The sequence below is a fragment of the Agathobaculum sp. Marseille-P7918 genome, assembly GCF_964248325.1.
Lineage (GTDB): Bacteria > Bacillota > Clostridia > Oscillospirales > Butyricicoccaceae > Agathobaculum.
The window spans coordinates 74,958-101,152 of the sequence record NZ_CAXTXI010000002.1 but is presented as its reverse complement, the minus strand read 5'-3'; the positions used below and the strand labels follow the sequence as shown (position 1 = coordinate 101,152).

25 protein-coding genes are annotated in these 26,195 nt (G+C 48.4%); 14 read left to right on the top strand and 11 right to left on the bottom strand.

The annotated features are described in order from the left end of the window. Nucleotides 1-94: 94 nt before the first annotated feature. Nucleotides 95-682: a 4Fe-4S binding protein gene (locus tag ACESSO_RS03840; protein ID WP_373163726.1), complete on the bottom strand. Its 588-nt coding sequence runs from the start codon at nt 680-682 to the stop codon at nt 95-97. Next, the gene (locus tag ACESSO_RS03835) at nt 679-891 is read right to left on the bottom strand and encodes a 4Fe-4S binding protein (protein WP_373163725.1); all 213 of its coding nucleotides are present in this window, start codon (nt 889-891) and stop codon (nt 679-681) included. Before ACESSO_RS03835 ends, ACESSO_RS03840 begins: the two co-directional genes overlap by 4 nt. Nucleotides 892-1,163: 272 nt before the next feature. Between ACESSO_RS03835 and ACESSO_RS03830 the strand changes: the two genes are divergently transcribed. Then, nucleotides 1,164-1,847, top strand: coding sequence for a Crp/Fnr family transcriptional regulator (locus tag ACESSO_RS03830; protein WP_373163724.1), 684 nt, complete (start codon nt 1,164-1,166; stop codon nt 1,845-1,847). A 142-nt stretch (nt 1,848-1,989) separates the two neighbouring features. Here ACESSO_RS03830 and ACESSO_RS03825 read toward each other — a convergent pair whose 3' ends face one another. Further along, nucleotides 1,990-3,720, bottom strand: coding sequence for an FAD-dependent oxidoreductase (locus ACESSO_RS03825; protein WP_373163723.1), 1,731 nt, complete (start codon nt 3,718-3,720; stop codon nt 1,990-1,992). A gap of 94 nt (nt 3,721-3,814) precedes the next feature. After that, nucleotides 3,815-4,123 (bottom strand): thioredoxin, encoded by a 309-nt coding sequence (trxA, locus tag ACESSO_RS03820; RefSeq protein ID WP_373163722.1) that lies wholly within the window; start codon nt 4,121-4,123, stop codon nt 3,815-3,817. Between the two features lie 218 nt (nt 4,124-4,341). Here trxA and ACESSO_RS03815 point away from each other — a divergent pair, with 218 nt between their 5' ends. From ACESSO_RS03815 to ACESSO_RS03800, 4 genes are read left to right on the top strand one after another with little or no spacing between them, the layout of a single operon-like run. Then, nucleotides 4,342-4,794 (top strand): RNA polymerase sigma factor, encoded by a 453-nt coding sequence (locus ACESSO_RS03815; RefSeq protein WP_373163721.1) that lies wholly within the window; start codon nt 4,342-4,344, stop codon nt 4,792-4,794. Beyond that, nucleotides 4,791-5,504, top strand: coding sequence for a hypothetical protein (locus ACESSO_RS03810; protein WP_373163720.1), 714 nt, complete (start codon nt 4,791-4,793; stop codon nt 5,502-5,504). Before ACESSO_RS03815 ends, ACESSO_RS03810 begins: the two co-directional genes overlap by 4 nt. Then, a complete protein-coding gene (locus ACESSO_RS03805; protein WP_373163719.1) occupies nt 5,492-6,361 on the top strand; it encodes an ABC transporter ATP-binding protein in 870 nt (289 codons plus the stop codon). Before ACESSO_RS03810 ends, ACESSO_RS03805 begins: the two co-directional genes overlap by 13 nt. Continuing rightward, on the top strand, nt 6,354-7,634 hold the full coding sequence (locus tag ACESSO_RS03800; protein ID WP_373163718.1) for an ABC transporter permease subunit: 1,281 nt from the start codon (nt 6,354-6,356) through the stop codon (nt 7,632-7,634). Before ACESSO_RS03805 ends, ACESSO_RS03800 begins: the two co-directional genes overlap by 8 nt. Before the next feature lie 112 nt (nt 7,635-7,746). Here the strand turns inward: ACESSO_RS03800 and ACESSO_RS03795 are convergent, their stop codons facing one another. Further along, complete coding sequence (locus ACESSO_RS03795; protein WP_373163717.1) at nt 7,747-8,229, bottom strand: hypothetical protein; 483 nt, start codon at nt 8,227-8,229, stop codon at nt 7,747-7,749. 176 nt (nt 8,230-8,405) lie between these two features. On the opposite strand from ACESSO_RS03795, the gene ACESSO_RS03790 reads away from it, so the two are divergent. The 7 genes from ACESSO_RS03790 (at nt 8,406) to ACESSO_RS03760 (ending at nt 16,426) form a co-directional block, all read left to right on the top strand. Then, nucleotides 8,406-9,173 (top strand): ABC transporter ATP-binding protein, encoded by a 768-nt coding sequence (locus ACESSO_RS03790; RefSeq protein WP_373163716.1) that lies wholly within the window; start codon nt 8,406-8,408, stop codon nt 9,171-9,173. Next, entirely contained in the window at nt 9,163-11,268 is a 2,106-nt protein-coding gene (locus tag ACESSO_RS03785; protein WP_373163715.1) for an ABC transporter permease, read from the top strand. The genes ACESSO_RS03790 and ACESSO_RS03785 overlap by 11 nt, the downstream gene beginning before the upstream one ends. Before the next feature lie 12 nt (nt 11,269-11,280). After that, on the top strand, nt 11,281-11,952 hold the full coding sequence (locus tag ACESSO_RS03780) for a response regulator transcription factor (protein WP_373163714.1): 672 nt from the start codon (nt 11,281-11,283) through the stop codon (nt 11,950-11,952). Then, complete coding sequence (locus ACESSO_RS03775) at nt 11,949-12,956, top strand: sensor histidine kinase (protein WP_373163713.1); 1,008 nt, start codon at nt 11,949-11,951, stop codon at nt 12,954-12,956. The genes ACESSO_RS03780 and ACESSO_RS03775 overlap by 4 nt, the downstream gene beginning before the upstream one ends. Before the next feature lie 401 nt (nt 12,957-13,357). Then, the gene (locus ACESSO_RS03770) at nt 13,358-14,641 is read left to right on the top strand and encodes an O-acetylhomoserine aminocarboxypropyltransferase/cysteine synthase family protein (protein WP_373163712.1); all 1,284 of its coding nucleotides are present in this window, start codon (nt 13,358-13,360) and stop codon (nt 14,639-14,641) included. Between the two features lie 756 nt (nt 14,642-15,397). Next, complete coding sequence (locus ACESSO_RS03765; RefSeq protein ID WP_373163711.1) at nt 15,398-16,195, top strand: IS3 family transposase; 798 nt, start codon at nt 15,398-15,400, stop codon at nt 16,193-16,195. 63 nt (nt 16,196-16,258) lie between these two features. Further along, a complete protein-coding gene (locus ACESSO_RS03760) occupies nt 16,259-16,426 on the top strand; it encodes a hypothetical protein (RefSeq protein ID WP_373163710.1) in 168 nt (55 codons plus the stop codon). A gap of 318 nt (nt 16,427-16,744) precedes the next feature. On the opposite strand, the gene ACESSO_RS03755 is transcribed toward ACESSO_RS03760, so the two are convergent. From ACESSO_RS03755 to ACESSO_RS03730, 6 genes are all read right to left on the bottom strand, one after another. Continuing rightward, nucleotides 16,745-17,716: a siderophore ABC transporter substrate-binding protein gene (locus tag ACESSO_RS03755; protein WP_373163982.1), complete on the bottom strand. Its 972-nt coding sequence runs from the start codon at nt 17,714-17,716 to the stop codon at nt 16,745-16,747. Between the two features lie 47 nt (nt 17,717-17,763). Then, nucleotides 17,764-18,516: an ABC transporter ATP-binding protein gene (locus ACESSO_RS03750; RefSeq protein WP_373163709.1), complete on the bottom strand. Its 753-nt coding sequence runs from the start codon at nt 18,514-18,516 to the stop codon at nt 17,764-17,766. Nucleotides 18,517-18,518: 2 nt separating this feature from the next. Continuing rightward, on the bottom strand, nt 18,519-19,496 hold the full coding sequence (locus tag ACESSO_RS03745; protein WP_373163708.1) for an iron chelate uptake ABC transporter family permease subunit: 978 nt from the start codon (nt 19,494-19,496) through the stop codon (nt 18,519-18,521). After that, a complete protein-coding gene (locus tag ACESSO_RS03740; protein ID WP_373163707.1) occupies nt 19,493-20,545 on the bottom strand; it encodes an ABC transporter permease in 1,053 nt (350 codons plus the stop codon). Before ACESSO_RS03740 ends, ACESSO_RS03745 begins: the two co-directional genes overlap by 4 nt. A gap of 409 nt (nt 20,546-20,954) precedes the next feature. Further along, nucleotides 20,955-22,223, bottom strand: coding sequence for a sensor histidine kinase (locus ACESSO_RS03735; RefSeq protein WP_373163706.1), 1,269 nt, complete (start codon nt 22,221-22,223; stop codon nt 20,955-20,957). Between the two features lie 3 nt (nt 22,224-22,226). Then, on the bottom strand, nt 22,227-22,946 hold the full coding sequence (locus ACESSO_RS03730; protein ID WP_373163705.1) for a LytR/AlgR family response regulator transcription factor: 720 nt from the start codon (nt 22,944-22,946) through the stop codon (nt 22,227-22,229). A 272-nt stretch (nt 22,947-23,218) separates the two neighbouring features. On the opposite strand from ACESSO_RS03730, the gene ACESSO_RS03725 reads away from it, so the two are divergent. Together ACESSO_RS03725 and ACESSO_RS03720 are read left to right on the top strand one after the other, a co-directional pair. Next, entirely contained in the window at nt 23,219-23,962 is a 744-nt protein-coding gene (locus ACESSO_RS03725) for an ABC transporter ATP-binding protein (RefSeq protein WP_373163704.1), read from the top strand. A gap of 5 nt (nt 23,963-23,967) precedes the next feature. Next, nucleotides 23,968-26,088 carry an FtsX-like permease family protein gene (locus tag ACESSO_RS03720; protein WP_373163703.1) on the top strand — a complete coding sequence of 707 codons (2,121 nt, stop codon included), beginning with the start codon at nt 23,968-23,970 and terminating at the stop codon, nt 26,086-26,088. Nucleotides 26,089-26,195: the final 107 nt, after the last annotated feature.

Sequence of the window (26,195 nt, the reverse complement as noted above, 5' to 3'; positions counted from 1 at the left end):
CCTATTGTAGCATAAACGGGACGCGGTTGCTACCGCCAAAGGGCGGCAGACCGCGTCCCGAAGGATGCATAGAAGAGGACGGATTTACTTTTTGTCAGGACGGATGATTCTTTCCGAGCTGTTTCGCTTTGCAAATCAGCTGTGTGGTGGTGCCCATGGGGCAGTACACACACCAACTGCGAGGTTTGAACAAAAGCATCGTGATAAGGCCAAGGATGGTGGAGGTCAGCATCACACTATAAAAGCCAAAAGCAAATTGCGAAACACCGGGGGACAGCATGTCGCCGTGATATGCCCACTGCCACGGAACCTTGAATGTCCACAGAAGAGTTACAACCTGCTTGAGGTCGGACGCTCCTGCAAACACCAGATAGGTATTCCACAGCATTTGAAAGAACATGGCAAAGAAGAAAATGAGAAAGCCATAGCGAAACCATTTGCTTTTCATCCATTTTGGGATATCCCGCTTGCGGGACAGACCAAAGCGTCCGCCCAGCAAGCTTAAAAGCTGTCCTCTGCCGCAATATCGATTGCAATAGCTCTTTGTACCCGTGGCAACCGAGATCATGAGCGGAATGAAAAAGCACAAAAGCCCCAGCCATGCGAACAGGATGTTAAAAAAGCCGAGCGCTAAGTACACCAAGGTGAATATCCAGAGATAATCATACCATTTCTTTTTCATACCGTTACCTCCTGAATGGTAATAACCGATGCCGGGCACTCTTTGGCACATTTTCCGCAGCCAACGCATTTGGTGTAATCCACTGCTGCGTGTATCCCCTTGTAGATGGCGATAGCGTGCAGTGGGCATACCTTTACACAACAACCGCATGCGACACACTGTTCCTGCAAAACGGCAGCTTTACGGGGCGTTCTTTTTGCATTTGCCATGATGGAACCTCCAAGTTATGAATATATTTCCGATACTGTCTGCATCAAGAGTGGGCTACGCTGCAACGTATGCGGCACGATATCCTTCTTGACCGTTTTTGCGTTTCCTCAATGAAAAATAGTATATCGGAAAAAAGCCGCCGTTTCTGTGTGTCAATCACAGAACAACGCAAGTAGTGAAGTGTCGCATTGATTGACCTGCGTCGTGAAATGTGGTACTTTATCGTTATCGGACATATGAATATTTGACGGAACATAAAGGAGATGGAGTGATGCTGCAAAACGAGTCCTGCGAGACTTATCTCAAACAGTGTGCGTTCTGGGAGCATTTGGATGAAAAGCAAAAGCAGCAGTTATGTGAGAATACGTTTCCTGCTCACTATCCCAAGGGGACCACAGTTCACGGTGGGAATGCAGACTGCATCGGCGTTTTACTCGTGAAACAGGGGCAGCTGCGCACCTACATGCTGTCGGAAGAAGGACGGGATGTGACACTGTATCGGTTATTCCCGGGCGACACATGCATTTTGTCTGCTTCCTGTGTGCTGGATGCCATCACTTTTGATGTATTCATAGATGCCGAGGAGGATACGGATGTTCTCTTGATAAATTCCTCGGTTTTCCATCAAATCGCTGAAGAAAACATCTACGTGAAATGCTTTGGCTATGAATTGGCGACTACGCGCTTTTCTGATGTGATGTGGGCGATGCAGCAAATTCTCTTTATGGGTGCGGATAAACGGCTTGCTATCTTTCTGTGGGATGAAATTGCAAAGACAGGAAGCGACAGCATTAAAATGACCCACGAACAAATTGCGCGTTATATGGGAAGTGCGCGGGAAGTAGTCTCCCGGATGCTCAAATACTTTGCCGGGGAAGGAATTGTAGCGCTTTCCAGAGGAGAAATCCGAATCGTTGACAAAGAAAAACTGCAAAAGTTGATTTATGAGACATAAAACAGGCGATATCGCCCTGATACAGCAAAATGAACCGCCCCGATTTGCGCGGACAGCGCAAATCGGGGCGGTCAAATTATATAATAGGGTGGTGATATGGTGTTAAAGGGAATACACGAAGATTGCAGCGCATTATGAAGGTTTAGGGTGCGTCACTGCTTTTCACATCTCCTGTGTCGGAAACCTTTTCTGCCGCTGCAAGAGGAGCGGCGTCGGGTTGCGGATAGAGGGACTGATAGAACCGTGTTCCGCCGGGATATAGCTTAACCTTCTTGAAACCATGCTGCATCAAAATTCGAGCAGCGTTATAGGAACGCACGCCAATGGCGCAGAAGGTGATGATTTCCTTTTCGGGATTCAGTTCCTGCAAGCGTCCACGCAGTTCGCCCAATGGAATATGAACGGCGTTAGGCAGCGAAAACGCCGCTACTTCCGCATTTTCACGCACATCAAGAAGGATGGCGTCGTTATCTTCCTTGGAAAGATCCCAATCGGAAAATGTGACCAGATGACGCAGGACATTTTCAGCGACAAATCCCGCCATATTCACCGGGTCCTTCGCAGAGGAGAACGGTGGTGCATAAGCAAGCTCCAGATTTTTCAGGTCCCGGATTCCTGCGCCCAGACGCATGGCCACAGCTAAGGTGTCAATGCGTTTATCCACTCCGTCACGGCCGACGATTTGTGCGCCGAAAATTTTGGACCCATCCAAAGAAAAGAGCATTTTTAACGTCAGCGGAACCGCGCCGGGGTAATAGCCGGCATGAGAATTCTGCGTTATGATGATGCTTTCGTAGTCTATTCCTTTCTTCAGATTCAGCTTTTTCAGCGTTTTTTCATTCGCGCCGGTAGAGGCCGCGGCAAGATCGAAGACTTTCGCAATGCTTGTGCCCTGCGTGCCCTCATAGATTTCCCGTCCGCCGGCGATGTTGTCTGCGGCAATACGGCCTTGTTTGTTGGCCGGTCCCGCCAAAGGAACCATCGTGTGATTCTGGAAGGTGAAGTCCTCCACCTCAATGACATCGCCAACCGCATAGATGGAAGCATCCGAGGTGCGGAGAGACTCGTTTACACAAATGCCGCCGCGTTCATTGAGCGAAAGACCGGCTTCTTTGGCCAACTGGCTGTTGGGACGAACGCCGATTGCCAAAATGACGATTTCGGCCTCCACCTTTTTGCCGCTGCTTAAAGCAATGGTGACTGAATGCTCGTTTTCTTCAAAAGCAGCTACGCCGTCGCCCAGATAAAGACCGACGCCATTCTCACGGATGTTTGCATGGAGCATTGCGGCCATTTCGGGATCAAGCGACGCCATGACCTGATCGGCCGCCTCGATCAAAGAGACTGCAAGACCGGCGTGGCGAAGGTTTTCGGCCATCTCCAGACCGATGAAACCGCCGCCGATGACGGCTGCCGTTTTTGCATGCTGCTGCATAACGGCCAAACGAATCCGATCGGTATCGTTTACTGTCCACAGTGTCTGGATGCGATCGGATTGAATGCCGGGAATAGGAGGACGCAAGGGAGAAGAACCGGTAGCAATCACCAATGTATCATAAGACTCCTCATAGATTTCTCCGCTTTCCAGTCTCTTGACCGAAACGAGCTTTTTCTCCCGATCAATTGACACGACTTCGTTTCTGACGCGGACATCAATGTTGAATTTCTTTTTCATCGCTTCCGGAGTTTGCACCAAAAGGGCATCTCTCGACGGAATCACACCGCCTACATGATACGGCAAACCACAGTTGGCATAGGAGATATAGTCGCCCCGCTCGATTATGATGACTTGAGCGGTTTCATCTAATCTTCTCAGTCTGGCGGCACAGCTGGCGCCACCAGCCACGCCGCCAATAATTACAGTTTTTTTCATATGATGCTCTCCTTATCCTGTTCTCAGTCGTCATGCTCAGCTGCCGAATTTAACCAACGGAAAGGGGCTGCTTTCCGTTGGTTGAAACAAGTGCTTATCTTATCATGCTCATAATCGCTTCTTTGGGTTGAACTCCGACAGACTGCTGTACAATCTTACCGTTTTTCATGACAACCAGCATCGGAATGCTCATCACACCAAATTGACGGGCCAGCTCCGGCTGCTCATCCACATTGACTTTTCCGAACTTTACATCGGAAACCTCATCTGCAATTTTGTCAATGACAGGAGAGAGCATTCGGCAGGGGCCGCACCAGCTTGCCCAAAAATCAATGAGAACCGGCTGCTCCGAAGCCAGAACCTCAGAGTTGAAATTTGTATTGGTAATGTTTAAAACAGACATTTTCAAGCGCTCCTTTGTATCTTGTTGATGATTATAGTATAGTCATCTGATATGCCTGATTCTGTAATTGAGTCACAAAGAGGATAGACGCCGGTTTTGCCGCGATTCTGTACGGCTTCAGATAAAGTAAAAAAATATGCTATAATTTTTTGGATAAAGCCGCACATTCGATATCCCTTAACCGTTATGCATAATGAAAGGAGGTTTTGTGGGTATCCATGGACTTAGAAGAACAATATGACAAAATATATCGCTACTGCTATTTCAAAGTCCACCAGCGTGAAACAGCAGAAGACATAACGCAGGAAACCTTTCTTCGATTTTTTGAGAGCAGCGGGTATAGAAGCAAAGGGCAATCTCTGCAATATTTATATACCATTGCACGCCATCTTTGCGTAGATGAGTACAGAAAACATAAAACAAGGCCGTTAGAGGACGAAACAGCCGGCAATTATTCTGATGATAATATGGTAACACAAATTTCTGTTAAAGCGACATTGTCAGAGCTGGATGAAACAGAACGGGAACTGCTGCTGCTTCGATATGTAAACGAAGTGTCTGTGAATGTTATCAGCAAATTATACGGCATTTCCCGCTTTGCTGTTTATCGTAAGCTTTTACAGGCCACGAAAGAGCTGAAGAATAGACTCGGAAGGGAGGATTTTATGTGAATAAGCGTATAAAAAAGGTTCTGCAAACGTGCTTTGAAGCGCCGACGCCGCAAAAGAAGAAAGACTTTTTAAACCGTATGCAAACTCCGCCTGCCTCCTGCTTGGAGTTTGTGTGCGTCCAAATCGCATATATCCGCAAATGGATTTGGGTTTTTTCTGCTCTGGTCTTTGGCATTGCTTTGATTGGAGCAGAATATCTGGAAAAAGATATGCTTTGGTGTATCTCTGCATTTATGCCGTTGCTGGCGCTATCCATTATTACAGAGAGCGGACGTTCGGAATGTTATGGTATGGCAGAGTTTGAACTTACGACTCGCTTTTCTCTAAAAAATGTTGTACTTGCCCGGTTGGGAATACTGGGTTTTGCAAATCTCGTGCTGATTTGTGTGCTTGTGCCAGTTGCTTATCAAAATAGCAGTACCTCGATTTTGCAAACAAGTATCTATATGCTATGTCCTTACCTGCTTACCGTTTTTCTGGGACTATGGGCAACCCGTAAAGTACGCGGGCGGGGAGCGGCCTATTTGTGTGCGGGTATTGCGCTGGCGGTTAGCTTTGGGAATATTACGTTCTATCATTCATTTTGGACGTTTTATGCAAGACACAACTTTGTCTGGTGGGTGGCAGCATTTGTGCTGCTGGCGGCCGGAACAGCGAATCAGTGCCTTAAAACAATAAAACAAACGGAGGAATTGGCGTGGAACTTATGATAGATCGACTGTCTAAACAGTATCACAATAAAATTGCGGTTGACCGTATCTCATTAAAGCTCACAAAAGGGGTTTATGGTCTGCTTGGCGCCAATGGTGCAGGAAAGACGACGCTCATGCGGATGATTTGCGGTGTTCTGAAACCCAGCAGCGGCACGATTACATTTGATGGTGTTGATGCAGGCGAAGAAAGCTACCGAGATGCGCTCGGTTATTTACCGCAGGATTTTGGTTATTATCCAGAATTTTCTGCAATGGATTTCATGTACTATATGGCAAGTTTAAAGGGGCTGACAAAAGCGCAGGCAAAAGCGAGAACAAAAGAGCTGCTCGAAATGGTTTCGCTGACCGATGTGGCAAAAAAGAAGATAAAAACCTTTTCCGGCGGCATGAAACAGCGTTTGGGTATTGCACAAAGCCTGCTGAATAATCCGAAACTCTTAGTCCTCGATGAACCGACGGCAGGACTGGACCCCAAAGAGCGTGTGCGCTTTCGGAACCTGATTTCCCAACTTGGTAAGGACAGAATTGTGCTGCTGTCGACTCACATCGTATCCGATGTGGAGCATATTGCCAATACTATTTTAGTGATGAAAAACGGTCAAATGCTTCATTGCGGAAGTTTGGAGACGATCATCAAAGCCATTGACGGTAAGGTGTTTGAATGTTCCGTAGACAATAAGACAGCGGAAACATTAGTGCGGCACTATCCTGTCATCAATCTTCGCGCAGAGGACAAGAATGTCTTTTTAAGACTTGTATGCAATGAAAAGCCATGCGCCACGGCCGTAAATGTCACGGCTACACTGGAGGACTTGTACCTTTACTACTTTTCGGATGTGAATGAACATGAATAATTTTTGGAATTTAGTGCGTTTTGAATTTAAAAAAATATTTCAGAGAAAAGTTTTTTGGGCTTCTGTTATTATCTGCTTTGGAATTGTCGCCATAACCGTTTTTGCAAGTGTCAGCGGAGGATCTTTCTGGCATAAGGCCGGCAATGATTTCTCACAATTTGAAGCGATGAAACAGGATAAATCCACTATTCTTTCTAACCGGGGATATATTACCTCTGAGCTTGTTGCCAAAGCCATCCGTTCCAACAGGGAAATGATAGCCAATGATGATAATTATCTCATCAACGAATTCGGCAAGCATTTAAAAGAAGATGCATATATTCAATACATTTTACCCTACGAGGCTATTGTGAATTTAATAAATGTCGTATATACAGAGGATTTAGACTGGCTTTCCATGGATGCATTCAGTTTATCATCGGTAGAATCCGACAATGTTATTGATACCTTAACGCCTGATTCGGTAAAGGATTTTGATGCAGATCTAAAAGAATTTGCGAAATCCATGGTTTTACGGAAAGAAGGATTGTCGGCAGCAGAAATCGCAAAAAACATGGATTTGATTGACCAGATAAAAACCCCTTTGTACAATGATTATTTTGGTGGATATCAGGCATATATCAATAACTCCAAAGGGTTAGCGCTTACCGCTTTGTTTTTGATGCTGATGCTGCTTGCACCCCTGTTTTCGAATGAATATGAGGAAAAAACAGAACAAATTATTCTATGCACAAGAAACGGAAAAAGCAGCTTATGCAAAGCAAAGCTGTTTGTGTCCTTAATCATTTCTCTGCTGAGCAGTCTGTTGATTATGGGAATTGGATGGTTGTCCTTCCTCGCGGTATATGGATTTGAAGGCGCGAATGTGAATATACAGGTTGTCAATCCCGGTTGTACTTATCCCATTACATTACTGGAGGCTTGCAAAATCCACTTTATATCTGTCATGATAGCATCTGTCCTTTTTGGTGCATTCATCACTTTCCTATCAGCAAAGGTAAGAAAAAGGACAACGTCTGTCGTGGTGATAGGAACACTGGTTACAATTATACCGATGTTTGTTTGGGTGCCGCTGAAAGCATCAAGGTTGGTATACAATGCGCTGAAGTTATTCCCTGTTAATTCCGTTACATTTGGTTTTGACATGTGTTTTGTTGATGTATTTGGAAAATTATTTGCGTCGTACAAGTTTATCTGGGCTGTTAGCGCGCTGCTGATAGTTTTCTTTTTCTATATGGCAGGTTGCAGCTTCAAAAAACATCAAGTGAATTAGGTTATGGCTGCAATGTGAGAGCAATCGCTGCTGTGACCGTGAAACCGGACGAGGAACAGCTGCTACAGAGAAGAGCGCAGCCGCAGGATGCAAGCGGGGATGGTATGCAGAATCAGTAATCATCTAATCGAAACATCTTTTCCGGAATGCTTGCAATTAAATCATGTATACGGTGTTTGCGTTGTATCTCTTCGGGCAGGTTGGGATAAAAAGTAAGGTTAGCGTATTCAAGGGCAGTATTGCCCCAAATGTTTTCGGTTGAGAGAAGATAACTGTAATAATCTGCATCATAATGAATATGCCAGGTAAACTCCTTAATCAGCTGCAAGCCCAGTGCCGTTTCTGTAGAAAGCTGGCCAGAGCTTATAACCGCGTCGTACTCAGCTTCTAAAATCAGACGGGCAAGTTCGGGACAAGGAGAATCCAAAAATACTCGCATTGCGGTATCCAAAAATGTTTTATAAGGTTCAACAAGCGTGTTTTTCAATGGCAGGTTTTCTATCCCGAATTTTTGAAGCTGCAGAATCGTCCTCATAAAATAGCAAACGATTTGATCCAAATCTTCGCTGTCATATCCAAGGCTCCGAATACTCATAATCACACCTCACGAATGGATGGGTTTTGATTTATTATACCATGGAAATGAATAATAGGCGGTTCATATTTGCATTAAGTTGCCGGCTATACGGATAAAACCTTACAACAACTGTAAGTATGATTCGTGTACGACCTATGCTATTATTTGAATAGAAAGTATAGGGAGGGAATGAAATGGATCCCATTCTAAATATAGAGAATGTCACGAAAACTTACGGAAATGTTCCAAATCAAACAAAGGCTCTGAACGGTATTACTTTTCAAGTCATGCCGGGAGAGTTTCTTGGCATTATGGGGAGCAGCGGCTCAGGAAAATCCACACTTCTTAACTGTATTGCAACCGTTATCCAACCGACAGGCGGCAGTATTGTAATGGAGGGGAGAAGCCTCACTTCTCTCAGTGGAAAGGCTTTGGCAGAGTACAGAGGAAAAAATATCGGATATTTGTTTCAGAATTTTGAATTGCTGGACAACCTCACGGGTCGTGAAAATATTTTGCTGCCTACTTCGCTTCATAATATGCCTGAAAAAGATAGCAGCCTGCGTTTGAAACAACTTGCTGAATACCTTGAAATTACGGATGTGCTGGATAGATTTCCAATGCAGATGTCCGGTGGTCAGCGGCAGCGTGTGGCAGCGGCCAGAGCAATGATTCTCCATCCTAAAATAATTCTTGCGGACGAACCCACAGGAGCTTTGGATTCCAAGAATGCAAAGAAGGTTATGGAGAAGCTTTCCGGTCTGAATCAGCAGGAACAGGCAACGATACTAATGGTGACCCATGACTCCAATGCCGCCAGCTTTTGTAAACGAATACTGTTCATTCAGGATGGAGTGCTTTTTCATGAACTCCGCCGTGGAGAGGAAAGTCGGAGGGATTTTTATGAGCGTATCCTGAAGGTTATGGCGCAACTGGGAGGTGGCAGCTGCAATGTTCTCTAACCTGATTTTGAGAAACAGCAAACGCAGCCGAAAGGAAAATGGCTTGTTTTTCAGCTCTCTTGTGATTTCTGTTATAGCTTTTTATATTATTCTTTCCATTTCCAATCAGGATATAATGCGCTTTTTGCAAAAAATGGAGAGCGAAGCGGTAGAGAAACTGTTGCTCATGATCCCAGTGTTTTATATAATGACTTTGGGAATCCTGTTTTTCCTGATTTACTTTGCCTGTAAATATCAGTTGCAGCGTCGCAGACACGAGTTTGGCGTTTACTTAATGATGGGAATGCGCAGAAGGAAGCTCTTTTTTATGCTCATGGCAGAAGATTTTGTCAGCAGCATCCTGGCTCTGGTGATTGGGTTGCCTATGGCGATGCTGCTTTCTGAAATGATAAGCCTTATCACAGCTAAACTGGTTGGAATGGGTATTATCGGGCATCGTTTTACGCTGTCCCTTCCGGCTGTGGGTTTGACTGTCGTTGGTTTCCTGGTTATCAAGTTGATTGCATTTTTAATTTTGAGCGGAAACATCAGCCGCCAAGAAATCGGATCTCTTTTGGCGGACACATCCTGTAATGATAAAAAGCAGAAGCCTGCCGGGATCTACGGACTTTCTGCATTGTGCGGCATTGTTATGCTGGCAGCTGCCTATACACTGGCGATTCAAGGGATTGCATGGCAGAAATCAACAATGATGCTGCTTACTTTGCTGCTTGGTATGACGGGAACCCTTTTTCTGTTTTATGGAATGCGGTCATTCATTGCTCTGCTGATTCGGAACGGAAAAGCCGGTGGAAAACTTTACATTTTCAATTTTCGTCAGATTCAGGAAAATGTTATCCGCCAGTCCACTTCTTTGGCGATTAGTTCTTTGCTAATCTTTGCAGCTTTATGCTGCTTTGGCGCAGGAATTGGAATTGCCAACACAGGCAGTCGGTTGAATACGCATGTGCTGGACTATACTTTTGGGTTGAGCAGTAATATTGCGCTGGATAGGAAGCCGGAACCTGCTCAAATTTTTTCAAATATACAAGAAATGCTGAAAGACAATGGACTGGAGAATCAGTTTTCAGAGTTGTTCCAAATAAGGGAGGGACGGATTAATACAACGGAGGAAACCGAGAACGTTTTGGTAATGAATACCGTGATGGATTCACTGCGTAAATTACCGGAATCAGAAGACAGAGATATTCTTTTGAATAACCTTGAGGATGCGGATTATCCGCATGTGATTTGTCTGTCAGATTATAATAAGCTGTTGCAGTTAGCGGGTAAGCCGATTTGGGAACTTGCTTCCGACCAAGCAGCTATCTACTGTGATTCCGATCTTACAAATGATACAAGAAACGCTATGTTAAACGAAATTCTTGCTGCGCATCCACAAGCTGAATTGGATGGGAATCCGGTGTCCCTGACTGGCGAAGTGCAATCCCTCTCTCTGGCGACAGATCGTTCTATTACGCTTGATTTTGCGCTGATTTTGCCGGATGAACAATTTTTTTACTACACACAAGGAAATTATGATGTGTTTGTTAATGGCGTTCTGAGTGAAGATGCAACTGACGGGATTGGATTGATGAATGCTTGCTTTGCAATCAATGAAAAATTAGATGCCATTGATTTGGAAGAAATGGGCTTTGAGTATGAAAGCTATCTCCAAAACATGGGAAGGCAACTTTTTTACATGGTTGCGGCCAGCTATATCACCAGTTATCTTGCCATTATCTTTTTGGTTGTATCGAATACGATAATGGGTGTGCAATTCTTGATGAACCAACAGAGGACAGGCCGTAGATACCAAACGCTGGTGCGGCTGGGCGCTACCTATCAAACACTGTGTCATTCTGCAAGAAAGCAAATCAGCTGGTTTATGGGACTTCCTGTTTTGATTGCCGCTATGAGCAGTTTGTTTGGCGTGAAAGCATTGTTTGCCGGTATTCTTTCTTTAGAGGTACAGAATGCACAAGGGGAAATGCTTGTTACTGCTGCTATTATCATTTTGCTGCTTTGCGTAGTGGAATTTGTTTATATGACGGCTATCAAGCGTTCCAGTGATCGGTATTTGTTGACGCTGATGCAGCCACAAAGAGAAGAATAAAAGGGGGCTGTCATGAAAAGACTTGCGGTTGTGGAGGATGAAATTTATATGCGGCAAGAGCTTTGCGATATGCTGGAAAAGGCCGGATATAGGGCGCTGGAAATTACTTCGTTTGAAAACGCGGTAGAACAGTTGACAGCCGTCGGTCCTGACTTGGTGCTTTTGGATCTTAATCTTCCTGGAATCAGCGGTTTTCAGATTTGTCGGGATTTGAAGCAGAAAACGTCGATTCCGGTTCTAGTGTTGACCTCCAGAGACCAGATGCAGGATGAACTGCAAGCGCTTCGGTTGGGAGCAGATGAGTATCTCACAAAGCCTTGCCGAAAAGAAAGGCTTCTTGCAAGAATCAGTAATATTCTCAAAAGATATGAAGGCCGATCAAATCTTTTGGAAGGACAAGATTTTCTGCTGGATCGGGGAACTTATACTCTTTACATTCATAATACATCGGTGGTGCTTCCCAAAAATCAAGGAAAGCTACTGGAGGCGCTTCTCTCTAGTGACCTGTTAACGGCAGAGGAACTATGTAAAACGCTTTGGGGAACGACGGAATTCATTGACGAAAATGCGCTGCAAGTAAACTTATCACGACTGAAAAAAACCATGGCAGCATTGGGGATGAAACAGAAAGTCGTAGCTGTCCGGGGATTGGGCTATCGGCTGGAAAGGCCGGTAGAATCATGAAGCAATTTTGGGCGACTGTAAAAAGATACGCTCCATGGCTGATTGTGGTGTTGCTCACAGACGTATTTGCCTCATTGCTCCTCTGGCTCTCTGATGCGCAGGCATTCAGGGCGCTGGTCAGTATCATTTTATTATGGAGCATTATCTTATTTGCATCAGTGCTGATTCGTATCCATCTGAAAGAGGAGAAGAAACAAAAATTATTTCAAAGTTTTATTACCAATCCGGACGCAGTAAATGAAGAAAAACTGCTTCGAGCAGTCAGCCAACAGGAAGGAGAACAGTTGCGGCTATTCGCATCCGTCCTGAGAACAAGCCAGCTGAGCCAATGCAATCTTGCAGAAGACCTCAAGGATTATGAGGAATATGTTGAAGGCTGGGCCCATGAGGCCAAAACGCCACTGGCTTTGCTGACTATGATTTTAGATAATCGGGAGGACGAAATTCCGCCGGATATCCATACGAAGTTAGACTATGTGCGCAGTCAGCTTCAAGAAGATATTTCGCAGATACTCTATTATGCCAGATTAAAGAGCAGCACCAAAGATTATCAGTTGGAAGAATTGAGCCTTCAAAATGCATTGGGTGAAGTGCTGGCAGACTATGCGCCGCTTCTGGAAGAAAAACAATTTACCATTCAGAACAAAATCGGGACAGAAACCGTTTTTACAGATCGCAGAGGATTCCAATTTATGTTAGGGCAAATTATCAGCAATGCTATTAAATACAGCAACGACGATCCAATACTGATGATATCGATGAATCGCGCGGCGAATGAAAGGATACTTTCTATCACCGACAACGGTAGTGGTGTAAAAAGCTATGATCTGCCTTATATTTTCCAAAAAGGCTTTACTGGTGATTCTGCGGACAACGGGAAAAAAGCCACGGGAATGGGACTGTATCTGACTAAAAAAATGGCTGATGATCTGAAATTGAAACTGGAGGTAGAGTCTGAATATCATAAATATTTTAGAATATCAATACATTTTCCTGTTCTTTAGCTTGCGTTAATAAAATTGTTAGTGCGCATAGCATAATGCAATTTTTTGTAAAATCATAAACCTATAAGAACACTTGGTATTTATTTTTTGAAAAGGGTTGACATTTGAAATGCAGCACGTTATAATATCGGAAAGCCTATAGAAAAAGTAGGTAATCGTAAAAGGGGTGATTCGGTATGCAGAGCATTTTCTTTTATCTTCTGCGAAGCAACTTCCGCTGTGGACGAATGCTGTACTCCCGGACTGACAAGATGGCCGGGCGCTTCGTTACGCCCACAATTGACCTCTATTGTTATTAACTCAGGGGTATTGCCATATTGCAGTCCGGGAGCTATTGCAAGCTTCCGGGCTTTTTATTTGCCCAAATCCGAATAAATAAACAGTGAAATGAGGTACATACCATGAGTAACTATAAATTTGAGACCCTTCAGCTTCATGTTGGTCAGGAGCAGCCCGATCCCGCAACCGATGCACGTGCGGTGCCGATTTATCAGACCACATCCTATGTATTCCGCAACAGTCAGCACGCAGCCGATCGCTTTAGTCTGGCGGATGCCGGCAACATCTACGGTCGTCTGACCAATTCTACACAGGATGTTTTTGAGAAGCGCATTGCGGCGCTGGAGGGCGGCGTTGCAGCATTGGCAACCGCGTCGGGCGCCGCTGCAATTGCTTATACCATTCAGGCGCTGGCGCAGGCGGGCGAGCACATTGTCGCGCAAAAGACTATCTACGGAGGCACTTACAACCTGCTGGCGAATACGCTGCCTCAGTACGGCATTACGACCACCTTTGTCGATGCGCACAGCCTGACCGAGGTTGAAGCCGCTATTCGACCCAATACCAAGGCGATTTATCTCGAAACTCTGGGCAATCCCAACTGTGATATCCCGGACATTGATGCGCTGGCAAAGCTGGCGCATCAGCACGGCTTGCCGCTCGTTATCGACAACACCTTCGGCACACCTTACCTGATTCGTCCGATTGAGCACGGCGCGGACATCGTCGTGCATTCGGCCACCAAATTCATCGGCGGCCATGGCACCACCTTGGGCGGCATTATCGTGGACTCTGGCAAATTCGATTGGGCGGCATCCGGCAAGTATGCCTCGATCAGCGAGCCTAATCCGAGCTATCACGGCGTTTCCTTCACTCAGGCAGCTGGCCCAGCGGCGTTTGTCACTTATATCCGCGCAATCCTGCTGCGTGATACCGGCGCGGCTATCTCGCCCTTCAATGCGTTTCTGCTGCTTCAGGGCGTCGAAACCCTGTCGCTCCGCATCGAGCGACATGTGGAGAATACCAAGAAGGTTGTCAAGTATCTGGCCAAGCATCCGCTGGTCGAGCATGTTAATCATCCGTCTCTGCCCGAACATCCGCAGCACGACCTGTACGAGAAGTATTTTCCGAACGGCGGCGGTTCAATCTTCACCTTTGAAATCAAGGGCGGCACGGCAGAGGCGCACAAGTTCATCGATAACCTGCAAATTTTCTCTCTGCTGGCAAATGTTGCGGATGTGAAGAGTCTGGTTATCCATCCGGCGACGACGACGCATTCTCAGCTTTCGCCCGAGGAACTGGCGGATCAGGGTATTAAGCCCAATACCATTCGCCTTTCCATTGGAACCGAGCATATCGACGATATCATCGCCGACTTGGAAAACGGCTTTGCCGCTGTGAAGTGAGAATAGAGAAACTGTGTCATATTTGATGCGTGTTTACTTTGGCTTCACGGGTGGAATCGGCGACGCTCAGAAGGTGGCCGCGCTCATTGCATGATAGAAGCAATAATAGTATGCTTCATGCTTTGCTGAGTGGAATCATAGTGCGAGTTTAACGCTCTGTATTCTCATCTGGTAATTCCTGCTGTGGTTGGAATGTAGAATAATCTCTGGCTTACAACCATAATGCAAAACTGGATTGCCAAATGTGTCACAGCATAAGCTGACGCACATGGGTGTATACATCGCATAGCCGTCGGAAAGCTGCGAGAGCCGGAGCGATCGGCAAGTCCCGTTATTGATTCTTGGGGCTGGTAGAGCATCTGCAAAAAACGCCCGAGATGGTCAGTACGCTGATCGTGCTGTTGTCGGCAGTTCCGTCCGAAAAATTCTTCTGAAAAGTTGTTTTGGCAAATCGGCAGTTGTTCTTAGCAGAAGGAACAAAAATTTTCCAGCTTGAATTTGAGAACATTGAACTGAACCAGTAAAAACGGACAATAGAACAAGATACCCCCCTGATGTAGGAAAATAAAACTACATCAGGGGGTATTGCAATGAGTACACAAAGATACACACATGTGCAGGAACTGTTGCCCGAAATTGAGACAATGATCCAAGAGGGAAAAACATAGCGAGAAATAGAGGAACACTTTGGATTCAAAAGCAAAGACGCAGTGAAGCAGCTGCTGAAGCGGGAGCGCAGCAAACAAAAAAGAATGGATGCTGGGATTCTTTTCGGTATCCAGAAGTGGCTACTACCGTTTTATAAAGCGGATGAGCCAACCAGAGAAAGATGCATCTCTGGCAGAGAAAATCCGGCAGCAGCAGGACAGATGTTTTCCTACCTATGGCTATCGGCGAATGTGGCAATGGCTGAAAAGAAGCGAAGGAATTTACCACAATCCCAAAACCATTTTGCGTGTTATGAAGAAATACGGTTTATTGGCAGAAATTCGTCGCCGGAGGAAGTGGAAGCAGATAGAACAGCAGATACATAAATACAAGAATCTTTTGAACCGGAATTTTCACGCCGAAGCGCCGAACCGCAAATGGGTGACAGACATCTCCTATATCCAGACCAAGCAAGGTGTGCTGTACCTGTCTATGATCCGAGATCTGTACGACAACAGCATTGTGGCCTACAAGACCGGGACGCAACAAACTGTAAATCTGGTTTTGGACACCATTCGTCTATCCATGAAGCGGGAGAAAAAGAGGGTCGCTGAGGAGTTACAACTCCACAGCGACCAAGGTGCTCAATACGCCTCGCAAGCATATTTTGAGCTGACTAAACAATACGGCATTACACCTTCGATGTCAAGACGTGGGAACCCGTATGACAATGCAATGGCAGAAAATTTCTTTTCCATCCTCAAAACAGAGTGCATTTACTGGCCCAAGCCCGCTACCTTTTTCGAAGTCAATGAGATGATTGACCGCTACATCTACTTTTACAACCACGAGCGTATCCAGCTAAAGACTGGAAATGCGCCGCTGGCGCGACGTCTCTCCACTTAAATCTTAAGATTTCCTACCAAGGGCTCCTTTTTGTATTGTCTGCACAATCTGGGGCAGTTCATTATGAGCCGGAGCAAGAAATGGCGTCTGGAATGGGCGTTGTTCCTGGGCGAGAACGGCAGGCACCAGTACAACAAGCTCTGCAAGGGCTGCGTCCATCCCTGCAAGCAGAGCTTCCGGGCGGTGGTGGTGTCCTGCCCACACTATCTATCCCTTCGTTCCAAAAAGTGAAGGGATTAGGGTTCAAAATGGGTGGGAAAAACCGTCCGCGGCGGCCCTTCTGGGCTTCGCCTTATGATTTCTCGTGCTGGACAGTCCCTCTAATTTTAGGAGGGCGGAGCGTCCATTTTGAACGCTTTCCCATAACAGAACGGGAGCGCCGCCTTCGGCTTGAGCCGAGGGCGACGCTCTCGCTTCTTTTTTAATCATTTCAAAGGGAAAGGCATACGGATATGCTTTTTGCTGTTCCACTCCAATCCCTGGATCGTCAACAATCAAGCGATGTAGGAATGGTTTGAATAGGAGCTATAAATTTACTTTGGAATGATTTCAGACCAGCAGCTTGCTCTCCAGATCTTGCAGCATGATGTCCAGCGCGGTGACGCCACCTTCCGCGGTGTACCACACAGCGGGATGCGCCAGATAGACGACATTACCGTTTTTGTAGGCATCGGTGCCCATGACTAACTCGTTTTCCATGATCTCCTGCGCCAGCTTTGCTCCGTCCGTGCCGATGGCGGCGTCACGGTCGAGAACAAAAATATAGTCGGGCGCTTTTTCCACAATGAACTCAAAGGATGCTTCGTTGCCATGGGTGGAGGTGTCAATGTCCGCGTTGACGCCGATGTTTTCAAAGCCGATCTCCCGACCAATCATGGAGCAGCGGCCGTCGTTGCCAAGCACATTGAAGCCGCCGCTGGTACACATGCCGATGATGGCGGTTTTGCCCGCCGCGGCAGTTTGCAGGGCGGTGATGCGGGTGTCAAAATCCGCCATCAATTCGTCCACCTTGTCCTCCCGACCGAACATGGAGGCAATGGTGGTGGCATTCTGACGGACACTCTCCACCACGCCCAGTTCGGTATCGGTGGCCAGATAGACCACGGGGGCGATCTCACTGAGGGCGTCGTAACTGGAGGCCAGACGGCCGCCGATGAAGATCACGTCGGGTTCGCAGGCCATGACGGCCTCCAGATCTGCCTCCTTGATGGTGCCCAGATTGGCAATGTCATCATTGATGTAATCCTGAAGGTACTCCAGACTGGTATCCGCGGTGCCAACCACCCGATCGCCCACGCCCAGAGCATCCAGAATGTCCATAGAAGCCATGTCTAGAATGGCGATGCGCTGCGGATTGTAGGGGACTTCCAGCTTGGCGGCCTCCTGCTTAGCGTTCAGGCTGGTAATGGTTACAGATGCACCGGCCTCATTGTTCTGCGCTTCATTGCCGGTCTGCGCAGCGCAGGCCATAAGGCTCAGGGCCATCCCGCTGGCAAGAGCAAGAGAAAGCATTTTTTTCATGTTCATTTTTGATTACTCCTTTTCTAAAAAGTACTGAAAATAGGGGGTCAATAGTAGATGGACAGCGGTTTTCCCGCAATGGTCAGGATCTCGAAGTCCACCTGATAGATCTGCGACAGGTTTTCCTTGGTCATTACCTCTTCCACCGTGCCGAATTTTGCAATTTTTCCATTTTTGAAGGCACAGATATAGTCGGAATAGAATGCCGCATAATTGATTTCATGCAGCACCAAAATCACCGTTTTCCCCAGCTCGTCGCACAGGCGGCGGACAATTTTCATCATATTGGTGGCGTGATAGATGTCCAGATTGTTGGTTGGCTCGTCCAGCAATACATATTCGGTGTCCTGCGCAATGACCATGGCGATCATCGCCCGCTGGCGCTGGCCGCCGGAGAGCTCGTCAATAAAGCGATCCTGCAATTCTTGCAGTTCCATATAGCGGATCGCCCGGTTTATGATCTCCTGATCCTCCGGGGTGAGCCGGTTGCCCGAATAGGGAAACCGCCCGAAGCTCACCAGTTCCCGCACGGTCAGCTTCATCTGGATGTTGTTGCTCTGGGTAAGGATCGCCAGCCGTTTGGAAAGTTCTTTGCTTTTCCATTTGCCGATGTCTTTGCCTTCGAAATCCACAAGTCCGTTGTCGTGGGCGATGAGCCGGGATATCATCCCCATGACTGTGGATTTGCCCGCGCCGTTGGGGCCGATCAGCGAGATCACCTTTCCCTTGGGAATGGTAAACGTTACCCCGTCTACTACGGTTTTTCCGTCATATTGCTTTGTCAGTTGTTGCACACGCATGGTCATACCTTCTTTCTGGTCAGGAGGAGATAGAGGAAATAAAGGCCACCGCCCACGGTAATGAATACGCTCACCGGCACGGAGTAGGCATACACATGCTCCACGATGAGCTGGCCGCCCACCAGCACGATCATGCCGAACAGGGCAGAGCCCAGCACCAGCTGGGAATGGCGGAAGGTTTTGAGCAGCTGGCGGGACAGGTTGGCGATGATGAGTCCCAAAAAGGAGATGGGGCCCACCATGGCGGTGGCAATGGCGATGCAGAGCGTCACGCCCAGCAGCAGGCGGCGGACGCAGCGGTCATAGTCCACGCCCAGATTGATCGCCTGCGCCTTGCCCAGCGTCAGAACATCCAGCAGGGACAGCTCCTTGCGCAGCGCGATGATGATGCCGGCCAGCATGATCAGGGAAAACACAATGATTTCGGAATTGACGTTGCTGAAGCTCGCAACCAGCGTATTGAGCAGCGTGTCATACTCATTGGGATCCATTACCCGGGTGAGGGTGGTCTGGATGCTGCCGAAAAGGGAGGTCAGCACGGTGCCCACCAAAAGCACATACAGCACATTGTGCTTGGTCTTTTTGAAGATCCAGCTGTAAATGATCGTGGCGGTAATCCCCATGAGCACCACATCCACCGCAAAGGACAGATTGGCGTTGGTGGCAACCACGCTGGCCGAACCCAGAAAGAACACCACCGCCGTGTGGATGAGGGTATAGAGCGAGTTCATGCCAAGCAGGCAGGGCGTTACAATGGTGTTGTTGATGATGGACTGAAACACCAGCGAGGCGCCGCCGATGGAAAAGGCTGTGATCAGCATGACAATGAGCTTTGGGGCGCGGATCTTCATGGCGTAGGCCAAGAGCTTGGGGTTGGAAAAGTTTACTTCCACCAGCATGTATCCGGCCGCACAGAACAGAACAAGCGCCGCCAGAATCAGGAGTTTGCGCCGGTTTACGCGCATGGCTGCAGTGTTCATGAAGGCTCTGTACCTCCTTTCAGGTTGGGCATGGCGGAGCAGCAGCCGGTTCCGGTGCTGCCGAGACGGATCGCTTTCCGGCCATGCTTGAGCCGGTAAAACAGCAGAGCGATAAAGAGCAGACTGCCAAGAATGCCGACAATCAGCTCAATGGGCAGCTCATACGGAACGATAATCACTCGGCCGATCATGTCGCACACCAGCACAAAGATGGCGCCGAACAGCGCGGTGTCCACCAGTGTGCCCCGGATCTTGTCGCCCTTGTACATGGCCACCACGTTGGGTACGATCAGTCCGATGTAGGAAATCGAACCCACTACCACTACGATGCTGGCGGTGATCATGGCAGCAATGGTCAGTCCGGCAATCAGGACCAGATTGTAGGGGACGCCCAGATTTTTGGAGAAGTCTTTGCCCAGTCCCACGATGTTGAAATGGTTGGCGAAGAGAAACGCCAGTATCACCAGCGGCACCGTCAGCCAGACGATTTCATACCGCCCTTTGAGCACTAGGGAGAAATGACCCACCAGCCAGGAGGAGAGTGCCTGCGTCATCTCGTACTGAAAGGCGAGATAATTGGTGATGCCGCCGATGACATTGCCAAACATGATGCCGACCAGCGGAACCATCACCACATCCTGAAACGACATGCGCTGAATGAACCAGACGAAGATCCAAGTGCCCAGAATCGCCGCGGCAAACGCGAAGATGGCCCGGCTCCACAGGGTGGAGGACGGCATAAACAGCAGCGCCAGCAGGATGCCGAACTGCGCTGAAGAAATGGTGGCGCCCGTGGTGGGCGACACGAATTTGTTGCTGCATAGCTGCTGCATGATGAGTCCCGCCACACTCATGCCGATGCCGGTACACAGAATCGCCAGCAGGCGCGGCAGACGCGAAACCAAAAAGATCTCCCATAGATGCAGGTCTCCGGATAAAAGCTGCTGCGGGGATATTTCAATGACCCCTACAAACAAGGAACAAACGGACAACACAAGCAGCAGGACAGACAGAACGATGGTGGAACGAAACAGTCTGATGATAAGCATCTCCCTTCTTGCAATAAGTTAGTTTAGGCTAACTTGCGAGCACAAAATAATGCGCAGTGTCGATTGGGTTTGCCATGCACCGAACACTGCGCATCGTGAGGTTATTATAACATACCGAGTTAGCTGCATGCAACTGTGAAAAAATTACAAACAACCAAACGGATTAAGCGCATGCTTTATTCATTGCGTAGATTTCTGTGTTGAGCAGACTGTGCTTGCTATCGTTTCTCTCCAACCGTTTCTCCCTCTACTAATACTACAATAGTTAACTTAAATAATTCTTTATTTGCGATCAACACCTTGGAATGACAGGCCGCTGTAGTAGATCGGTTTTAAGATATAGTAACAGGGCGAACTGCAAGAATCCATGCAGTTCGCCCTGTTTTATTGTTTATTCGGTTGTGCTCGGCTATACCATCAAACACACAATAAGAATGAATTGGCCATCCTCCACGCCCGCTTCCAAGGTCCCATGATACCGCCGGGCAATCTCTCGCATACTAGGGAGGCCGAAACCGTGGGAAGCCCTATCCTTCTTAGTGGTGGAGAGATCCGGGTTGACTTCTCCACCCACGGGGTTCTCCAGACGCAGCATAAGCAGGCCCTTATCCACCCTGCAACGGAGGATAATCTTCTTTGTCGCTGCGTTTTGTACGCCTTCGATGGCGTTATCCAAGGCATTTCCCAACAGAGCAGCTAAATCTGTATCTGTTACCGACAGTTCTTTGGGAAGGGACACAGCAAAGTCTGCTGTGATTCCCTCCTGTTCCATAACTTCCGCCTTGGCCGAGAGTACCACATTGGCAGCCTCATTGTCACAAAATCGCTTGCTCCCTTGTAAGGCTGGGGAATCGGCCATCTGCTCCAGGTAGCTAATTGCCCCTTGGGTATCTCTTCCTTTCAGCAGACCTAAAATAACTGTCAGGTGGTTCCGGAGGTCGTGGCGCAATGTCCGCACCTGACGCTCCTGTTGCTGCAGGCCCTGGTAGTAGACCTCCCGCAGCCCTGCTAATTGGCTGGCCCGCTCCAACCGCTCATGATTTGCCAGAATCAAGACAGCGGACAGCAGCACGATGGATGTCAGCAATACAAAGGGCAGCACCACCAAACCCTGGTTTATAGCCAGCGTGTTGACGGCGGCAGATTCATATTTTTGGAAAGTCAGCAGTACCACGGCCACGAGTGCGCATAGCGGCATAGCCGCCAGGCCCAGCACTACCTGCCATAGCCGCCGGGAGAGGTGCACCTGTTCCTCTGGAAACCGACGTCGCAACACCAACCAGAGAATCCCAAAAATCGCTGTCCGCAACAGTCGTACCAGCAAGTCATAGAGCCGATAGGAGTCCGGCACCACTACATAGGTGTCCAGCAGAGCACATACGGACATTTCCAGGCAGAAGAAGATGATACAAACCGCCAGTCGGCCCGTCCAATCTCCCTTTGTTGATAGAAGAAACAGGAGAATGTACACCGGCAGAGTGTAGAGCAGGTTGGGGTCTCCCACCCAGATGACCATACCGCTGCTACCGGCCAAGGTCAAAAGCAGTAGTGCTTGCCAAAGCCGCCCCTTCCGAAATTCCACAAAAGGTCGGCATAATCGATATAAGAAAAATCCATTAGCCAGAACACAAATCCACCAAAGCCCATAAAAGCAGAATTCCCAAAGAAATGCGCCCACTGATTATCCCTCCAGTTCCGCCCGAGCCAGAGCCAGAATCGCCGACTGCTGACACGAGCGACTCACAGGGAGCCGTTCCCCATTTCGAAGAACCACCTCACCGCTTTCAATGCGGTCCACTGCACCAGTTCGAACCAAGTACCGCTGATGAACACGGACGAACTTTTTCCCAACTTCCGCCGCCACCGCATCCAATTTGGCATAGAAAGTATAAATCCGTCCCTGTGTAACGCACTGGACTTGGCGACGATCAGATGCAAAATAGAGAATATTAGACACAGGAATCCGGTAGTAAGTTTCCCCGTTTCGACAGATATAAGCCCGTTCCAAATCCCGATATAATGCCGCCTGAGCCCGATCCAATACTGCTTCCAACTGTTCCTGCTTGGGCGGCTTCAGCAGGTATCCCAAGGCACCCACGCTGTAACCATCAAAAACATAATCAGAATATCCGGTGACGAACACAAGTTGGAGACCAGAGTCCGCTTCTCGGAGTCGCCGGGCCGTTTCCATACCGTCCATCTCGTGCAGCTCCATGTCCAAAAATAGAACATCCAACTCGCCAGCATGATTTTCATACCAGCGAAGCAAAGTTTCTCCGGCAGAAAATTCAAAGAACTGTGCCTGCACCTTTTGGCCTTCCAAGATGCGTTCCAGCATAGATCGAAGCACGAGGCGCGCGTTAGCCAAATCGTCACATATCCCGATTCGCAGCACAGTCATCACCCCTTGTTATCATAACCATTTCCTCTGACGGAAACAAAAATTGCTATGAGAGAATTCCTATTTATTGTATCACAAGGCGTTCTTTGCGTAAAACCAAACTTGACAGAGAACGGACCATTCTTTACATGACCGTCCATATCTCCGTCAAACTTGACACGAAACGCTCCGCAGATGACATGGCCGTTTGCGATAAAACTCCATTTGCACGATACTGAATACAACAAGACATTGTCCTGTTCCAAAGCTTTTTGAGTGAAAGGAGTTTCATCATGCTGAGTGTCAAAGATATTCACAAATCTTATCAGGTGGGAAAGACCACTTATGAGGTTCTGAAAGGCGTATCTCTCCAAGTGGAAAAGGGAGAGTTTGTAGCCGTCATGGGCCCCTCCGGTTCCGGCAAGACCACCCTCCTAAATTGTATCTCCTGTTACATTCCATCGGACTCCGGCAGCATTTTGCTGGGAGATACGGAACTGGCCAGACTGGGGGAAGATGCCCTGGCTCAGATCCGAAACCAACAACTGGGGTTCGTGTTTCAGGATTTCTTATTGCTGGACGGCCTCACGGTTCGAGAGAACATTTTGCTGCCAGCCATTATCGGCGGAAGCATCAATTCCCAAGTGGAAGAGCGGGCCAACCAACTGTGCGATGTGTTCGGCATTGGTCATATCCGGGACAAATACCCGGCTGAGATTTCTGGTGGCGAGAAACAGCGAACCGCCGTGGCCCGAGCACTCATCAACCGTCCCTTGCTGATTCTGGCCGACGAACCCACTGGAAACTTGGATTCCAAGTCCAGCTGGGCGGTGATCCGTTCTTTTGAGCAGGCCAAGACATCTTTGGAAGCCACTATCTTCATGGTGACCCATGATTCTTTTGCTGCTTCCTTCTGTGACCGTGTGATAATTCTCCGGGATGGCGTGGTGTGGCAGACTTTGGAGCGGGGCAGTACAGACCGAACCGCATTTCAGGACCGACTGCTGGATGCCATCCGGGATATGGGGAAGGAGTGAGCCGTATGACCACGTTTTCTCAGGTTTATGCCGCCCTGCGGCGGAAGAACCGGGGACGTTATGCGCTGTTGGCAGGCTGCAGTTTCTTCTCTGTGCTGATGATCACCGCCTATGCCTGTATGATGCGCGCCCCCACCATTCTCTCCGTTCTGCCCGAAGGGGGCGATTCCCGCAAGCAAGTCACAATGATCTTTATATTGGCAGTCATCGGTTGCGCCGTGTTCACCACCTATGCCACCGGGCTGTTTTTCCGGCAGAAGTCCCGGGAGACCGGTGCGTTTCTGGCCTTGGGCGCTACTCGCCGCCAGTTACAAAGCGAACTGGGAAAAGAACTGGCCCTGATTTCCCTGAGTTCCTGCGCCGCCGGGGCCATTTTAGGTGGGCCGCTTGCCTGGTGTGTATGGCAACTGTTTCGGCGCTTCCTGGTGGATTCCCAAGAGATGATTTTGAGCTTTGGCCCGGAAGCCTATCTGCTGTCAATCGCCTTCTCTGCGTATGTGGTGGTAATGCTGTTCCTGTTGGGAAGCCGCTCCGTCCGCCGCACTAACATCATCGATATTGTCCAAGAGTCCCACACCTCTGAGCCCATCCGGGAAGTCAAACGATGGTACGGTCCCGTCGGTATCATCATGGTGGCCGTTGGCGCTCTGGCGGGGTATCTGATGCCCTCCTTCTTCATTCGGATACTCTGTTGGTATCCGCCCTCTGTGGTGGACGCCGTCTTTTATCTGCCCGCTCTTATCGGCATGTATATGATGTTGCTCCATACGGTGGTAAACGGCTGGCGGAAGCGTCACAAATACCGGGACATCATCGCTACCTCCATGATGAAATTCCAAGGGCGACAGACCGTGCGGAATATGTTGGTCATGACGCTTCTCATCGCCGGTGCTTATTTCGCTGCTTTTTATGCCCCTATGCTTTCTACCAATTCTGCCTATAGCTTTGTGAGCCGCCCGGTGGATTTTGAGTACCACTGCCGCAACGATCAAGACCTGCCGATGCAAAGCGAGGTGGAGTCCCTGGCATCGGAATACGGCGTAGATCTTACCTCTTGGGCGGAAGTAGGTGCAGCCACCTTGGGTGGCGACGGTACCGTCTCCATAGAGCAAGACAACGGAGCCATGGGTACCACCTACACCACAGAGTACAGGGAGGTCGCTTCCGGGGCCACCTTCTTCTCCGAATCCGCATGGAACACTCTTACCGGCCAGAGTGTGGATATTGTACCCGGCACCTGCGCCAATGTCCTGGATGACGAAGGTGGCAGCAGTTATCTCTCCGGCGGCGATGTAACCCTGGTTACCAACATGGTCACCGGAGAAAGCCTGGCTGTCACCCCTGCGGAGCCCTTGCGGTATACCATGTTGCTGGGCTACTATGTGCTGGATGACGCCGACTACAATGCCATTACCGCAGGACTCACCGATCTCTGGCAGGAAACCTGGGTATTTTTCAATGTAGCAGATGTGGACGCCAGTTACCCCTTTGCAAAAGCCTTGTTCAACGAGATTGTAGATCGTTCCGGGGACGAAGTGATGCAGTTGGATGCCTATGATCTGGTGGCCAAGATGTTGTCGGGTGAAGCAGGCAAAACCTATGACTTTGATCGCGAGAACGTAGCTGACTATGGCTTCCCGGTTATTCAGCGAGAAGATAGGGATAGCACGGAGTTCCGAAACTACTGGCTCTATATGCCCCAGTTCCGTGTACTGGACCAGAATGACTTTGTTACGACTATGGCTGTATTTCTGATGCTGTTCATCTTCATCGCCCTGATTTGCTTTGCTGCGGTGATAGTCATTGCCTTCACCCGGTGCATGACCATTGCCCTTACCAATGCGCGTGTTTACGATGATCTGCGTCATCTTGGAGCACCAAGATCTTATCTCTTCCGTTCCGTTAAAGGACAGGTGTCCAAAGTGTTTCTGGTGCCTGCCATTGTCGGCACACTGATTATCGCGGCCTTCTACACCATGATTATGTACTTTAACGACAATCGTTTCACCCCTGGTGAGTTGGCTGGAATGGGAGCCTGTGCTACTGTTGTGGTAGCATTGTCGCTGCTACTCTATGGTGTATATCGCTTTACCAGAAAGAGTGTCTGCCATAGTTTGGGGATTTAATAAGTCATTAAACTTATACTGAACCCCAAAAGCCTTAACTACTGCCGTGCGACGGCAAAAGAAAAAGCCGTCGTACAGCAGCCCTTTGACACTCCCATATACCCAGC

What these genes read in the sequence shown, in the direction of transcription:
- ACESSO_RS03745 (WP_373163708.1), bottom strand. Translation starts at nt 19,496, where the DNA reads ATGAACACTGCAGCCATGCGCGTAAACCGGCGCAAACTCCTGATTCTG.
- ACESSO_RS03790 (WP_373163716.1), top strand. Translation starts at nt 8,406, where the DNA reads ATGGATCCCATTCTAAATATAGAGAATGTCACGAAAACTTACGGAAAT.
- ACESSO_RS03760 (WP_373163710.1), top strand. Translation starts at nt 16,259, where the DNA reads ATGAGCCGGAGCAAGAAATGGCGTCTGGAATGGGCGTTGTTCCTGGGC.
- ACESSO_RS03725 (WP_373163704.1), top strand. Translation starts at nt 23,219, where the DNA reads ATGCTGAGTGTCAAAGATATTCACAAATCTTATCAGGTGGGAAAGACC.
- ACESSO_RS03780 (WP_373163714.1), top strand. Translation starts at nt 11,281, where the DNA reads ATGAAAAGACTTGCGGTTGTGGAGGATGAAATTTATATGCGGCAAGAG.
- ACESSO_RS03720 (WP_373163703.1), top strand. Translation starts at nt 23,968, where the DNA reads ATGACCACGTTTTCTCAGGTTTATGCCGCCCTGCGGCGGAAGAACCGG.
- ACESSO_RS03835 (WP_373163725.1), bottom strand. Translation starts at nt 891, where the DNA reads ATGGCAAATGCAAAAAGAACGCCCCGTAAAGCTGCCGTTTTGCAGGAA.
- ACESSO_RS03825 (WP_373163723.1), bottom strand. Translation starts at nt 3,720, where the DNA reads ATGAAAAAAACTGTAATTATTGGCGGCGTGGCTGGTGGCGCCAGCTGT.
- ACESSO_RS03830 (WP_373163724.1), top strand. Translation starts at nt 1,164, where the DNA reads ATGCTGCAAAACGAGTCCTGCGAGACTTATCTCAAACAGTGTGCGTTC.
- ACESSO_RS03765 (WP_373163711.1), top strand. Translation starts at nt 15,398, where the DNA reads ATGCTGGGATTCTTTTCGGTATCCAGAAGTGGCTACTACCGTTTTATA.
- ACESSO_RS03755 (WP_373163982.1), bottom strand. Translation starts at nt 17,716, where the DNA reads ATGAAAAAAATGCTTTCTCTTGCTCTTGCCAGCGGGATGGCCCTGAGC.
- ACESSO_RS03775 (WP_373163713.1), top strand. Translation starts at nt 11,949, where the DNA reads ATGAAGCAATTTTGGGCGACTGTAAAAAGATACGCTCCATGGCTGATT.
- ACESSO_RS03785 (WP_373163715.1), top strand. Translation starts at nt 9,163, where the DNA reads ATGTTCTCTAACCTGATTTTGAGAAACAGCAAACGCAGCCGAAAGGAA.
- ACESSO_RS03795 (WP_373163717.1), bottom strand. Translation starts at nt 8,229, where the DNA reads ATGAGTATTCGGAGCCTTGGATATGACAGCGAAGATTTGGATCAAATC.
- ACESSO_RS03730 (WP_373163705.1), bottom strand. Translation starts at nt 22,946, where the DNA reads ATGACTGTGCTGCGAATCGGGATATGTGACGATTTGGCTAACGCGCGC.
- ACESSO_RS03770 (WP_373163712.1), top strand. Translation starts at nt 13,358, where the DNA reads ATGAGTAACTATAAATTTGAGACCCTTCAGCTTCATGTTGGTCAGGAG.
- ACESSO_RS03800 (WP_373163718.1), top strand. Translation starts at nt 6,354, where the DNA reads ATGAATAATTTTTGGAATTTAGTGCGTTTTGAATTTAAAAAAATATTT.
- ACESSO_RS03840 (WP_373163726.1), bottom strand. Translation starts at nt 682, where the DNA reads ATGAAAAAGAAATGGTATGATTATCTCTGGATATTCACCTTGGTGTAC.
- ACESSO_RS03815 (WP_373163721.1), top strand. Translation starts at nt 4,342, where the DNA reads ATGGACTTAGAAGAACAATATGACAAAATATATCGCTACTGCTATTTC.
- trxA (WP_373163722.1), bottom strand. Translation starts at nt 4,123, where the DNA reads ATGTCTGTTTTAAACATTACCAATACAAATTTCAACTCTGAGGTTCTG.
- ACESSO_RS03750 (WP_373163709.1), bottom strand. Translation starts at nt 18,516, where the DNA reads ATGCGTGTGCAACAACTGACAAAGCAATATGACGGAAAAACCGTAGTA.
- ACESSO_RS03740 (WP_373163707.1), bottom strand. Translation starts at nt 20,545, where the DNA reads ATGCTTATCATCAGACTGTTTCGTTCCACCATCGTTCTGTCTGTCCTG.